The organism is Noviherbaspirillum sp. ST9, from assembly GCF_048799745.1.
Lineage (GTDB): Bacteria > Pseudomonadota > Gammaproteobacteria > Burkholderiales > Burkholderiaceae_D > Noviherbaspirillum.
In genome coordinates this window covers 137,096-149,979 of sequence record NZ_JBLWFR010000007.1, presented here as the reverse complement: position 1 = coordinate 149,979, position 12,884 = coordinate 137,096, and the positions used below count along the sequence as shown (strand labels likewise).

15 protein-coding genes are annotated in these 12,884 nt (G+C 60.9%); 5 read left to right on the top strand and 10 right to left on the bottom strand.

Annotated elements, in window-relative coordinates; translation table 11 throughout:
* Positions 1-152 precede the first annotated feature (152 nt).
* From ACNOHI_RS17290 to ACNOHI_RS17280, 3 genes are all read left to right on the top strand, one after another.
* Entirely contained in the window at positions 153-1,091 is a 939-nt protein-coding gene (locus tag ACNOHI_RS17290) for a histone deacetylase family protein (protein WP_420475927.1), read from the top strand.
* Between the two features lie 66 nt (positions 1,092-1,157).
* Positions 1,158-2,075 carry a ribosome biogenesis GTPase YlqF gene (gene ylqF / locus ACNOHI_RS17285; RefSeq protein ID WP_420475926.1) on the top strand — a complete coding sequence of 306 codons (918 nt, stop codon included), beginning with the start codon at positions 1,158-1,160 and terminating at the stop codon, positions 2,073-2,075.
* A complete protein-coding gene (locus tag ACNOHI_RS17280) occupies positions 2,068-2,850 on the top strand; it encodes an enoyl-CoA hydratase (protein ID WP_420475925.1) in 783 nt (260 codons plus the stop codon). Before ylqF ends, ACNOHI_RS17280 begins: the two co-directional genes overlap by 8 nt.
* 100 nt (positions 2,851-2,950) lie before the next feature.
* Here the strand turns inward: ACNOHI_RS17280 and groL are convergent, their stop codons facing one another.
* The 4 genes from groL to ACNOHI_RS17260 form a co-directional block, all read right to left on the bottom strand.
* Entirely contained in the window at positions 2,951-4,597 is a 1,647-nt protein-coding gene (gene groL, locus ACNOHI_RS17275) for a chaperonin GroEL (RefSeq protein ID WP_420475924.1), read from the bottom strand.
* A gap of 36 nt (positions 4,598-4,633) precedes the next feature.
* Positions 4,634-4,924 carry a co-chaperone GroES gene (groES, locus tag ACNOHI_RS17270; protein ID WP_088707318.1) on the bottom strand — a complete coding sequence of 97 codons (291 nt, stop codon included), beginning with the start codon at positions 4,922-4,924 and terminating at the stop codon, positions 4,634-4,636.
* Between the two features lie 258 nt (positions 4,925-5,182).
* A complete protein-coding gene (locus ACNOHI_RS17265; protein ID WP_420475923.1) occupies positions 5,183-5,602 on the bottom strand; it encodes an organic hydroperoxide resistance protein in 420 nt (139 codons plus the stop codon).
* A gap of 123 nt (positions 5,603-5,725) precedes the next feature.
* Positions 5,726-6,196: a MarR family winged helix-turn-helix transcriptional regulator gene (locus ACNOHI_RS17260; RefSeq protein WP_420475922.1), complete on the bottom strand. Its 471-nt coding sequence runs from the start codon at positions 6,194-6,196 to the stop codon at positions 5,726-5,728.
* A gap of 97 nt (positions 6,197-6,293) precedes the next feature.
* Here ACNOHI_RS17260 and dacB point away from each other — a divergent pair, with 97 nt between their 5' ends.
* Complete coding sequence (dacB, locus tag ACNOHI_RS17255) at positions 6,294-7,670, top strand: D-alanyl-D-alanine carboxypeptidase/D-alanyl-D-alanine endopeptidase (RefSeq protein ID WP_420475921.1); 1,377 nt, start codon at positions 6,294-6,296, stop codon at positions 7,668-7,670.
* A gap of 7 nt (positions 7,671-7,677) precedes the next feature.
* Here the strand turns inward: dacB and ACNOHI_RS17250 are convergent, their stop codons facing one another.
* The 4 genes from ACNOHI_RS17250 to ACNOHI_RS17235 all read right to left on the bottom strand — a co-directional run bounded on the left by ACNOHI_RS17250 (position 7,678) and on the right by ACNOHI_RS17235 (position 10,514).
* Positions 7,678-8,178, bottom strand: coding sequence for a TPM domain-containing protein (locus ACNOHI_RS17250; RefSeq protein WP_420475920.1), 501 nt, complete (start codon positions 8,176-8,178; stop codon positions 7,678-7,680).
* Entirely contained in the window at positions 8,178-8,969 is a 792-nt protein-coding gene (locus tag ACNOHI_RS17245) for a TPM domain-containing protein (RefSeq protein ID WP_420475919.1), read from the bottom strand. Before ACNOHI_RS17245 ends, ACNOHI_RS17250 begins: the two co-directional genes overlap by 1 nt.
* A gap of 13 nt (positions 8,970-8,982) precedes the next feature.
* Positions 8,983-9,576: a LemA family protein gene (locus ACNOHI_RS17240; protein WP_420475918.1), complete on the bottom strand. Its 594-nt coding sequence runs from the start codon at positions 9,574-9,576 to the stop codon at positions 8,983-8,985.
* 62 nt (positions 9,577-9,638) lie between these two features.
* The gene (locus ACNOHI_RS17235) at positions 9,639-10,514 is read right to left on the bottom strand and encodes a DMT family transporter (RefSeq protein WP_420475917.1); all 876 of its coding nucleotides are present in this window, start codon (positions 10,512-10,514) and stop codon (positions 9,639-9,641) included.
* A gap of 65 nt (positions 10,515-10,579) precedes the next feature.
* On the opposite strand from ACNOHI_RS17235, the gene pyrF reads away from it, so the two are divergent.
* Positions 10,580-11,407: an orotidine-5'-phosphate decarboxylase gene (gene pyrF / locus ACNOHI_RS17230; protein WP_420475916.1), complete on the top strand. Its 828-nt coding sequence runs from the start codon at positions 10,580-10,582 to the stop codon at positions 11,405-11,407.
* Between the two features lie 14 nt (positions 11,408-11,421).
* On the opposite strand, the gene ACNOHI_RS17225 is transcribed toward pyrF, so the two are convergent.
* The gene (locus ACNOHI_RS17225; protein WP_420476171.1) at positions 11,422-12,297 is read right to left on the bottom strand and encodes an alpha/beta fold hydrolase; all 876 of its coding nucleotides are present in this window, start codon (positions 12,295-12,297) and stop codon (positions 11,422-11,424) included.
* Entirely contained in the window at positions 12,297-12,782 is a 486-nt protein-coding gene (locus ACNOHI_RS17220; RefSeq protein WP_420475915.1) for a CinA family protein, read from the bottom strand. Before ACNOHI_RS17220 ends, ACNOHI_RS17225 begins: the two co-directional genes overlap by 1 nt.
* Positions 12,783-12,884 lie beyond the last annotated feature (102 nt).

The window sequence follows — 12,884 nt, the reverse complement described above, 5'->3', positions numbered from 1 at the left end:
TGCGCATCCGCAAACGACAAATAGCCGCCTGCGACAAAAGAACTGTATTACATTATTTTCTTCGCTACACTATAAGTCATCTTGGCTCTTTGCCGCTTGCGCGGTGATGATGACCGGAATCCCTTCGAGACATTTCGCCCGCATCCTGAAACATGACCACCGGCTTCTACTCCCACCCCGATTGCAAACGCCATGAGATGGGGCAATGGCATCCGGAGTGTCCGGCACGGTTGCAGGCGATCGAAGACCAGATCATTGCCAGCCGGATCAACGACTGCCTGGAGTACCGTGAAGCGCCCGAGGCGGAAGTGGGCGCCATCGAACGGGTACATACGCGCGATGCCATCGCCCGCGTGCGCGAGAACGTTGAGTCGTTGCAAGGCATCGGCTCGGGGTATTACCCGATCGATGCCGACACGATGCTCAATTCCCACAGCTGGAAGGCGGCTCTGCGCGCGGCCGGCGCGGCCATCGCGGCGACCGATGCCGTCATCGCCGGGGAAATTGAGAACGCCTTCTGTTCCATCCGTCCCCCGGGGCATCACGCGCGTCCGTCAGAACCAATGGGATTTTGCCTTTTCGGCAATGTTGCCATCGCCGCAAAGCACGCACTGGATGTGCATGGCCTGCAGCGCGTCGCCATCGTCGATTTCGATGTCCATCACGGCAACGGCACGGAAGAGGCCTTCCTCGACGACCCGCGCGTGCTGATGGTGAGCTTCTTCCAGCATCCGTTTTATCCCTATACCGCGCTGCACGAGTCTGACCATATGGTCAACGTCCCGGTCCCGGCATACACCAAGGGCGAGGAGGTTCGCCGCCTGGTGGCTGACAAGTGGCTGCCGGCGCTGCGCGCGCACAAGCCCGAGATGATCTTCATTTCCGCCGGTTTCGACGCCCACCGCGAGGATGACATCGGCCAGATGGGCCTGGTGGAAGCCGACTATGCCTGGATGACAAAGGAAATCGTGTCGGTCGCCCGGGAATATGCCAACGGCCGCATCGTGAGCTGCCTTGAAGGCGGGTATAACCTCTCCGCGCTGGCCCGCAGTGTCGTCGCCCACATCAAGGTTCTCGCCGATCTCGACTAGCGTGTGAGGCGGGGGAGGGCGGCCAGCAGGTAAAATAGCGGCTTGCCCCACCAACCAGATCCACGCATGTCCATTCAATGGTTCCCCGGTCACATGAACGCCGCCCGCAAGAAGGCGGCGGAGTCCATGGAAAAGACCGACCTCGTCATCGAAGTGCTCGACGCGCGCTTGCCCGTCGCCAGCAGCAATCCGATGATCGAACAGCTGCGCAAGCATCGCCAGCGCCCCTGCCTGAAAATCCTGAACAAGGCAGACCTCGCCGACCCTGCTGCCACCAAGGCATGGCTGACGCATTTCAGCAAACAGAAGGACGTGCATGCCGTGGCGTTAAGCTGCAAGAAGCCCGCCGACGTGGCCAAGGTGCCCGGACTGGCGATGCGCCTGGCGCCGCACCGCGGCACGGCATTGAAGCCGCTGCGCATGATGATCATGGGGATCCCGAACGTCGGTAAATCGACCTTGATGAATGCCCTGCTCAAGAAGCGGGTCGCCGCTGTGGGCGATGAACCGGCCGTGACCAAGTCGCAGCAGCGTCTCTACCTCGGCAACAACATGGTACTGGTCGATACGCCCGGCATGCTGTGGCCGAAGATCGAGCACCCGACCGATGGCCTGATGCTCGCGGCCAGCCATGCTGTCGGCGTCAACGCATTGATTGAAGAAGAAGTCGCGACCTTCCTCGCCGACGTGCTGCTCGTGCGTTATCCGCAGCTCGTTACGACGCGCTACGGATTCCCGACCGATGGTATTGACGGTGTCGCCGTCATCGAAGGCATCGCCAAGCGGCGCGCGTTCCGCATGAAGGGTGGCGACCTGGATTTTGAAAAGGCAGCGCACACGCTGCTCCTCGATTATCGCAGCGGCGCGCTCGGTCGCATCAGCCTGGAAACACCCGAGAGCCGCACCGAGCTGCTGGCCACTTACCAGCCGCCGCCTTCTTTAGGATTACCCCCGGAGCCAGAAGAGGAAAGTGACGATGAGTGACACCAATCCCTACGTTCTTAAATCAGTGACAGACGGCGTAGCGACGCTGACGCTGAACCGCGGCGACAAGTTCAACCCCCTGTCGGAGGAAATGCTGGCTGCACTGCAGGCGGAGCTGGATGCGGTGAAGGCCGATGATGGCATTCGCGTCGTTGTGCTTGCCGCTGCCGGAAAGGCCTTCTGTGCCGGACACGACCTCAAGCAGATGCGCGCGCAGCCGTCGGAAGAGTATTACAAGAAGCTGTTCAACCAGTGCAGCAAGGTGATGCTGACGATTCAGCAGATGCCGCAGCCGGTGATTGCGCGGATCCATGGAATTGCCACTGCGGCTGGCTGCCAACTCGTCGCGATGTGCGATCTCGCCGTTGCCTCCCGGGAGGCGAAGTTCGCGGTATCCGGCGTAAATTACGGATTGTTCTGTTCGACGCCGTCCGTCGGCCTGTCCCGTAACGTTTCACGCAAGCAGGCGATGGAAATGCTGCTGACGGGGGAGTTTATCGATGCTGACACGGCGCGGGAACGAGGCCTCGTCAACCGTGTCGTGTCCAGTGAAGCATTGGATGCGGAAATCGGCAAACTCACCGCCAGCATCCTTGCCAAACCTGCCGTCGCCGTTGCGATGGGCAAGCAGCTTTTCTACAAGCAGATTGAAATGGGCATCGGTGCGGCTTATCAGCTTGCGGGCCAGACCATGGCCTGCAACATGATGGATGACGCGGCGCTGGAAGGCGTGCAGGCCTTCATCGACAAGCGCAAGCCGGCCTGGTCGAAATAAGGCGGCCAACGCAAAACAAAAAGCCCGCAAGGCGAACCTTGCGGGCTTTTTATTTTGACGGACAGTGCGGAAGGCATTGCTGCCTTCCACCGGTCGGCAATTACATCATGTCCATGCCACCCATGCCGCCCATACCGCCCATGCCTGCCGGGCCAGCGGCCGGCTTGTCTTCGGCCAGTTCGGAAACCGTGCAGTCAGTGGTCAGCATAAGGCCGGCGATCGACGCTGCGTTCTGCAGTGCCGAACGGGTCACCTTGGCCGGATCCAGAACGCCCATTTCGACCATGTCGCCATAGGTGCCGTTGGCAGCGTTGTAACCGAAGTTACCCTTGCCTTCGATGACCTTGTTCACGACGACGGATGCTTCTTCGCCGGCGTTGGTGACGATCATGCGCAGCGGCTCTTCCATGGCGCGCAGGACGATCTTGATACCGGCTTCCTGATCGGCGTTGTCACCCTTCAGGGCAGCGACGTTGGCGCGAGCGCGCAGCAGGGCCACGCCACCGCCAGGAACGATGCCTTCTTCAACGGCGGCACGGGTTGCGTGCAGCGCGTCTTCGACACGTGCCTTCTTTTCCTTCATTTCGACTTCGGTCGCAGCACCAACCTTGATCACTGCAACGCCGCCTGCCAGCTTGGCAACGCGCTCTTGCAGCTTTTCACGGTCGTAGTCGGAAGTTGCTTCTTCGATCTGGACACGGATCTGCTTGACGCGTGCTTCGATCGCAACTGCCTGGCCTGCGCCGTCGATCAGGGTGGTGTTTTCCTTGCCGATTTCGACGCGCTTTGCTTGGCCGAGGTCGTTCAGGGTTGCCTTTTCCAGGGTCAGGCCGACTTCTTCAGCGATGACCTGGCCACCGGTCAGGATGGCGATGTCTTCCAGCATGGCCTTGCGGCGGTCGCCGAAGCCCGGAGCCTTGACGGCGCAGGTCTTCAGGATGCCACGGATGTTGTTGACGACCAGGGTTGCCAGCGCTTCGCCTTCGATGTCTTCAGCGATGATCAGCAGCGGACGGCCAGCCTTGGCGACTTGTTCCAGCACCGGCAGCAGGTCACGGATGTTGGAGATCTTCTTGTCGAACAGCAGGACGAACGGGTTGTCCAGGACGGCGACTTGCTTTTCCGGGTTGTTGATGAAGTACGGGGACAGGTAGCCGCGGTCGAACTGCATGCCTTCGACGATGTCGAGTTCGTCGTTCAGGGACTTGCCGTCTTCAACGGTGATCACGCCTTCCTTGCCGACCTTTTCCATGGCTTCAGCGATACGGTCGCCGATGGATGCGTCGGAGTTTGCGGAGATCGAGCCGACCTGGGCGATTTCCTTGGAGGTGGTGCAGGGCTTGGCGATCTTCTTCAGTTCGTCGACGGTTGCAGCGACAGCCTTGTCGATGCCGCGCTTCAGGTCCATCGGGTTCATGCCGGCGGCAACGTACTTCATGCCTTCGCGGACGATGGCTTGTGCCAGAACGGTCGCGGTGGTGGTGCCGTCACCGGCGTTGTCGGAGGTCTTGGATGCGACTTCCTTCACCATCTGCGCGCCCATGTTCATGAGCTTGTCTTTCAGTTCGATTTCCTTGGCAACGGAAACGCCGTCCTTGGTGACGGTCGGGGCGCCGAAGGAGCGCTCCAGAACTACGTTGCGGCCTTTCGGGCCCAGGGTGACCTTGACGGCGTTGGCGAGAATGTTGACGCCTTCAACCATCTTGTGACGGGCGGCATCGCCGAAAACTACGTCTTTAGCTGCCATGTTTGTTACTCCTTAATTATTGAATAGGGATTCGTATTACTTCTGGACGATTGCCATGATGTCTTCTTCGCGCATGACGAGCACTTCCTCGCCTTCGACCTTGACGGTCTGGCCGGAGTACTTGCCGAACAGCACGACGTCGCCAACTTTGACGTCCAGCGCGCGGACTTTGCCATCTTCCAGGATCTTGCCGTTGCCGACGGCCAGGACTTTGCCCTGGTCCGGCTTTTCAGCGGCCGCATCCGGGAGAACGATGCCGGACGCAGTCTTGGTTTCCTGGTCGAGGCGCTTGACGATGACGCGATCGTGCAGAGGACGAAGGTTCATACAAACTCCTTAATAATCAATAGTTTATAGTTGTTTGCGGCAGGTGCCGCAGAGGGAAAATCGTGTAGCCAGGAGGAAGTTGTTAGCACTCTCCCCTAACGAGTGCTAAGTATATGGGCGGGGTTTTGCTTTTTCAAGAGTAGAAGATGCAGGAAGGGCATTTGCATATAACTACGGCCAGTAGCATGGTTGTACTTTTGCAAACCCTGAAAAAGGAAAAAGCCCCGCAGTGCGGGGCTTTCGTAGGGCGCTGTCTGATCAGGCAAGTGCGACGTTGACTTCGATGTTGCCGCGGGTGGCGTTGGAGTACGGGCAGACTTCATGCGCCTTGTTCACCAGCGCCTGCGCGGTTTCGCGCTCCAGGCCGGGGAGGGATACGCGCAGGTCAGCGGCCAGGCCGAAGCCGCCCTGACCGTTCGGGCCGATGCCGACCTCGGCGGCCACCGCCGCGTCGGCGGGCAGCGCGACCTTGGCGTGCATGGACACGAACTTCAGTGCGGACAGGAAGCAGGCGGAATAGCCGGCCGCAAAAAGTTGTTCGGGGTTGGTGCCTTCGCCGCCGGCACCGCCAAGTTCGCGCGGCGTGCTCAGCTTGGCGTCGAGCTTGTTGTCGCTGCTGACAGCGCGGCCATCACGGCCGCCGGTTGCGGTTGCTTGTGCTTTGTACAGGATCTGCATAGGGATCTCCTTTGAATGGGTGGTCGCTGGAACGAGTGATGACGCAGTTAAATATAGCACTCAATTAAATTGCGTGCAATTTAATAGCTGGTTTTGGAGGGCTTCCTCGAAACCGCTGTTTTGTTACCCGCCGGTGGCTTTTGCGAGGTCGTCGCGAATGGTGGAGAGTTGGCTGCGCAAGTTCTGAAGCACTTCATGCGACTGCCCGCTGGCGCATAGGACGTCGTGAGGAATGCACTGTGCCTTTTTCTTCAGTGCGCGTCCTTCCCTGGTCAGCGTGATCCGCACCTGCCGCTCGTCCGCGTCGTCGCGGGTCCGCTGAATCAGCGAGGAGGCCTCCAGGCGCTTCAGCAGGGGAGTAAGCGTGCCCGAATCGAGGAACAGCTTTTCGCCAATGGTCTTGACCAGCACGTCGTCCTGCTGCCACAGCACGAGCATCACCAGGTATTGCGGGTAGGTAAGGCCGAGCTTCTCGAGAAAAGGCTTGTAGGTCTTGGTCATTGCCAGCGAGGCGGAATACAGCGCAAAGCAGAACTGGTTTTCCAGCGCGAGCGGATCGAAGGGCTGTGCGGGGACGGAGGCGGATTTCGGCATGACTGCGACGTTGGCGTGGGATAATCGAATTCGATTGTGCGTGACCTGATATTGCCATCGTATGCGAATTCGGAAGAGAGTCCAAGCTGCCTTCGTTTTGTTTGTCGCCGCCGTTGCCACGCAGGCGCAGGAATTGCCGCCGGCTGTCGTGGACGCCTTGCAGCGTGCGCAGATTCCCGTCACTTCGGTCGGCGTGCACGTACAGGAGCTGGCGACGGGGACGGTCACGCTGGCAATGAACGACACACTCGCCTTCAATCCGGCGTCAACCATGAAGCTGGTCACCAGCAATGCGGCGCTGGATATCCTTGGACCGACCTTCAGCTGGAAAACACAGGCGTTCGTCGATGGCGTGCAGAACGGCGACGTCCTCCAGGGCGACCTGATCATCAAGGGCAGCGGCGATCCGAAGCTGGTGCTCGAAAATTTCTGGATGTTCCTGCGCAGGATACGGTCGCGCGGCATACGCGAGATTCGCGGCAATGTAGTCCTCGACCGTACCATCTTCGAGGACATGCCGTACGATGCCGCGCAATTCGACGGCGACCCGCTCAAGCCGTACAACGTCGGTCCCGATGCCTTGCTGCTGAACTACAAGTCGCTCAGCTTTCGCTTTGTTCCCGATCCGGCAAGGGGTGTTGTGCAGGTGACCGTCGACCCGCCGTTGGCCGCCTATCCCCTGTACGCGCCCCAGCTTTCCAATGGCGACTGCGGCGACTGGCGCCTGAAGCTGAATGCAGCGATCGACAGCAACAGTGCGCGCTTCAACGGTGCCTATCCGGCGAGCTGCGGTGAACGCACGTGGCATGTGCATCCCTACCTGATGACGCACACGAAGTATTTCGATCTTGCTTTCCGGCGTTTCTGGGCGGACCTGGGCGGCACGCTGAAAGGCGAAACGCGAAGCGGTGTATTGCCTCCCAACACACGCCTCGTTGCCGAATGGGACTCGGTATCCCTGTCCGAAGTGATCCGCGACATCAACAAATTCAGCAACAACGTGATGGCGCGCCAGGTGTTGCTGACGCTGGCGGCCCAGACAACAAAAATGCAGGCCAATACCGAGCGTGGCGCGACCGTGGTGCATGCCTGGCTCGCCGCGAAGGGCATTGCCGCTCCCGAGCTCAGTATCGAGAATGGTTCCGGCCTGTCCCGCACCGAGCGCATTGCGCCGGCAACCCTCGGCAAGATGCTGGCAACGACATTCCGTTCGCCCGTCATGCCGGAATTCATCGCCTCGCTGCCGCTGGTCGGCTACGACGGAACCATGCGCAACCGCCTGACGACACAAACGGTGGCCGGCAAGGCACATATCAAGACGGGTTTGCTGAACGAAGTGCGCGCGATCGCGGGCTATGTGCTGGCTGCGTCCGGCCGGCGCTACGCGGTCGTTTGCATGATCAACCACCCCAACGCCTTGCGCGGCAATGAAGCGCAGGATGCACTCCTGCAGTGGATCTACGAACGCGGCTGACGCAAGTTCAGAGCATGACCGGCCGGTTGGCCAATTGGTTGTGGGTGGATCCGTCGTCGGGGTAGTGTTCCTGCAGCAGCGCGTTCAGCTGCGCCAGTGCCGCGAGCACGCTGTCGTGATAATCGCCGCGCGAAAATCCTTGCGTCATCGTCCGGCAGATGGCTTGCCAGTCCTGCGCGGCGACAGTGCGACCGATGCCACGGTCGGCCACGATCTCCACCTGGTGATCGGCCAGGTTGATGTAGACCAGTACGCCGCAGTTTTCTTCCGTGTCCCATACGCCGTAGTGGGCGAATAATTCTCGCGCGCGTTCCCGGGGCGATTGGCCGCCCAGTACGGCCAGCGCAGCCAGTGCCGGTTCAACGATCAACCGGATTTCCGCGCGATGCCGCTTTTCGCCATCGGCAATGGCTTCCTCGATTGCCTTGAGGGTTTTTTCCGGAAAGGCGCGACGCCCGAATCCGGTCGTCGTCGTGAGGTGCTTGAAGAAGCGAGACAAGGTACCCATTACCAGTTCCCCGATGCGCCGCCGCCGTCGCCACTGCCGCCGCCACCCGAAAATCCACCGCCGCCGGAGCCTCCGAAGCCCCCACCGCCAAAGCCTCCTAATCCACCGCCACCAAGGATCACGCCGGGAACCGAACGTCCCCAGCCATGCTGGTGGCGCGCATAGCGACGGGACTGCGCGCGGGACATCATCAGGAACAGGATCATGAAGAAAAAGAACAGGGCGAGCGAATAATCGAATCCTTCCTCTTCCACCTCGCCCGCAGCCGGAATGCCTTCCGGCGCCGGTAGTTTCTCCTTGTCCAGCAGGCTGGTAATGGCGGAGACGCCCGCAGCCAGTCCGCCGTAGTAATCGTTCTGCCGGAAATGCGGTGCAATCACGTCCTGCAGGATGCGCTTGGATTGCGCGTCCGTGAGCGAACCCTGCACGCCCCGACCAGCTTCGATACGCAGGCGGCGCAGGGCGGACGGATTGTCCTTTGCGACGATGAGCAGCACGCCGTCGTCGGTGCCCTTGCGGCCCAGCTTCCAGGTGTCGAAGACACGGATGCTGTACTGCTCGATCGATTCCGGCTCGGTCTTGCTAATCAGGAGGACGGCGATCTGGCTGCCGGTGCGCGTCTCGTATTCCTTCAGCACGTTCTCCAGCGCGTCGCGCTGGTTCTCCGTCAGCATGCCGATCTTGTCGGTCACACGCTTCTGTAGCGGCGGCACCGGTACGAACTCTTGCGCGTGCGCCGACGCCAGCATCAGCGTCAGGAGCAGGGCGAGGAGCGGGCGGAAGATCGACATGGCGACAGCGTGCTTACTTGCCGAAATTGACGGCGGGTGCGTTTGAGATCGCCTTCTCGTTCTCCACCGTGAAGGAAGGTTTGACCTCGTAATTGAACATCATCGCCGTCAGGTTGGTCGGGAAACTGCGCGCCAGCACGTTGTACTCGCGCACGGCCTGGATATAGCGCTGGCGGGCCACGGTGATGCGGTTTTCCGTGCCTTCCAGCTGCGATTGCAGGTCGCGGAAGCTGGTGTCCGCCTTCAGTTGCGGATAATTCTCGGAGACCGCCATCAGACGCGAGAGGGCGCTGGAAAGCTCTCCCTGTACCTCCTGGAACTTCTTGAACGCTTCAGGGTTGTTCAGGACTTCGGGCGTGATCTGGAAACTCGTCGCCGCGGCGCGGGCGCGGGTGACCGACTCCAGCGTTTCCTTTTCGTGCGAGGCGTAGCCCTTGACCGTATTCACCAGGTTGGGAATGAGATCGGCACGGCGCTGGTATTGGTTGACCACTTCGCCCCAGGCCGCTTTCACGTGCTCATCCTTGTCCTGGAAATCGTTGTAGCCGCAGGCGCTCAGCGTCGAGGCGAGGAAAGCGGCGGCCAACCATTTCATCCATGTCTTCATGACGATGTCCTTTTCTTGTTTGTCCGTACGGAAAATCCGGCTTGCCAATTATGTATGGTCTTTCAGCGCGGTTTCAACAACACCGTGCTCATTGCCGCCAGGATCAGTCCCATGGCGGCGTAATCCTGCCAGTGCGGCGTCTCACCCAGCATCCAGGCGCCCGAAAAGACGCCGAGCACCGGGATCATCATCACCGACAGGCTGGACGCGATCGGGGGCAGCGTGCGTGCCAGCTGGAACCAGACGACGTGCGCGAAACCGAAAATGATGATCGCGTTGTAGACAATCGCGGCCGTGGTTCCTGCGGCCGGAAGGTGCCAGGCGGACCGTTCGAGCAGGAAGGATGCAACGCTCATGACGGAGGTTGTGAGGGCGAGCATCCAGAACGTCAGCGATATCGTGGGCATGGGGAGCGCGCTGCGTTTCATCACTACTGTTCCGTACCCCCAGCCCGCCGCCGCGACAAGTGCAAACACCGTGCCGAGCGGATTGCCGGCAAGGGCGGCGAATTCGCTGGACAGCAAGAGCAGCGCGCCGGCCAGTGCGCAGCCGATGCCAATCCAGGCAGAGCGTGAAGGCCGTTCGCCAAAGAAGACAAGACCGCACAGCACTGCCCACACAGGCATCGTATAACCGAGGATGGCGGCGCGCCCGGACGAGAGCATTTTGACGCCGAGAATCATGAATACGTGCCAGATCAGCATGTTCGGCACCGCCAGCCGCATGATGTGAATGAGTTTGCCCTGCGGGATCGCGAGTGATGCACCCTGCACGCGGGCGGCAATCCAGAGGACCGGCAGTCCGCCGATCATGCTTACGGTACGAAAGGTCAGTGGCGGGAAATCATGGACGCCGAACTTCATGATCGGCCAGTTGATCCCCCAACAAAGGGTCAGCAGGACGAGAAGGATCCAGTCCTTGCGGGAAAGGGATGTCATGCCGAAACGATAGCACGGCGCGTTACAATGCGCTTTGTGCCAACAGTTCTCTTCCAAAGGCTACCGTGACCTTTATCGACAAACTTTCCGCCGCCTGGACGGCCAACAATTCCCTGCTGTGCGTCGGCCTCGATCCCGACGTGGCCAAGTTCCCGGCGCATCTCAAGCAGCAACCGGACGCCATCTTTGCCTTCTGCAAGGCGATCATCGACGCGACGGCGGACGCCGCCTGTTCCTTCAAGCCGCAGATTGCGTATTTCGCGGCGCTGCGGGCGGAAGACCAGCTGGAAGCCATTTGCGATTACCTGCGCAAGACCTATCCGCACATTCCGATCGTACTCGACGCCAAGCGCGGCGACATCGGCGCCACCGCCGAACAATATGCGCGCGAAGCCTACGAGCGTTACGGCGCGGATGCCGTGACGGTTAACCCCTACATGGGCTTCGACTCCGTCGCGCCGTATCTGGAATGGAAGGACCGCGGCGTGATCATCCTGTGCCGCACGTCCAATCCGGGCGGCTCCGACCTGCAATTTCTTAGCGCTGATGGCAAGCCCGTCTACCAGCACGTCGCGCAGCTGGTCGCCGACAAGTGGAACACCAACGGCCAATGCGGCCTGGTGGTCGGTGCTACCTTCCCGAACGAGCTGGCGCAGGTGCGCAGTATCGTCGGCGACATGCCGCTCCTGGTGCCCGGCGTCGGCGCGCAAGGCGGGGACGTGGAGGCCACGGTGAAGGCCGGCAGGACAGCCGCTGGCGCGGGCATGATGATCAATTCCTCGCGCGCGATCCTGTATGCGAAGGCCGATGAACAGGCGGGCGAGGATTTCGCGAAGGCAGCGCGCCGCGTCGCCATCGAGACGCGCGACGCCATCAACGCCTTCCGAAAATAATCCTCCTGCCGGGCTCAGGCAAAGAACGAAAGCATTTCCTCCAGCAGCAGGTCCGGTACCTGCTCCGGGATGAAATGCCCGCCCGGCACCGACTTCCCTGTTACCGGCAGCGCGCATTTCACCTGCCAATCTTCCAGTGGCTTGAACAGCCGCCCCACCACGCCATGCTCGCCCCATAGGACATGGACCGGGCATGCGATCCGGTTGGTCTCATGATCCTTGTCATGTTCCAGGTCGATGCTCGCCGCCGCGCGATAGTCCTCACATGCGGCATGGATCGCGTCCGGTCTGCAGAAGCAGCGGCGGTACTCGGCCATCGTCTCGTCGTCGATGAACTTCACACCGTTCGATCCCCAGTTGGCCAGCGAGGCTTCGAGCAGGAAGGCGGCGCTGTTGCCGATCAGCGTTTCCGGCACTGGGGCAGGCTGGATCATGAAGAACCAGTGGTAGTAGAGGGTGGCGAAGGTCTTGTCCGTCGCCTCGTACATCGTGCGCGTCGGGCTGATATCCAGGATCATGAGTTTCCTGACCGCTGGCTTATGGTCGAGCGCAAGCCGGTGCGACACGCGAGCGCCACGGTCGTGGCCGCACAGGTAAAACGTCGCATGTCCGAGTGCACGCATCAGTTCGACCATGTCCTGCGCCATCACCCGCTTGGAATAATTGCTGTGGTCGGGCAGCCCCGGCGGGCGGGAGGAGTCGCCGTAGCCACGCAGGTCGGGCATGACCAGGGTGTACTTTCGTGCCAGGGCGTCCGCCACCTTGTGCCAGATCACGTGCGTCTGCGGAAAACCGTGCAGCAGTAGCATCGGCGGTCCGTCGCCGCCGTGACGGAAGTTAATGGTGACGCCGTTGACCTGCAACTGCTGTTGTTTGAAGTTCTCAAGCATCATGCGTTCTCCAGGTGGCGCAGGAGTCCCTGCAAGGAATGGATGACCGTCTTCTCGCGAACCGCCTGACGGTCGCCTGAAAACACCAGGCGCTCGGTGAACGTCTTGCCGTTGCAGGTCCAGCCGAAGCATACGGTGCCGACCGGCTTGCCGGGCACGGCGCCGCCAGGGCCGGCGATGCCGGTGGTGGACACGCTTGCATGCGCGCTGCTGTTGGCCAAGGCGCCTTCCGCCATGGCAGCAGCGACTTCCTCGCTCACGGCGCCATATTGGGCAATGACCGCTGCCGGGATGTTCAGGAGCCGGGTTTTCGACGCATTGGAGTAGGTGACAAAGCCGCAGTCGAACCACTCGGACGAGCCGGCGATCTCGGTGACGGCATGCGCCACGCCGCCGCCGGTGCAGGACTCCGCAGTCGCAAGAAGAAGGCCCTTCGCCTTGAGCGCCATTCCCGCCCGGGTTGCGAGGTCGATGATGCTGTCCATTTCTGCTTCCTGTCTCGTTGATTCGCGTGAAAGAGATTACTTTATCACCGGGTCGGGGCACGCTCGCAGCGCGCTTCCTGTGTGATATTTCTCAACGAAATC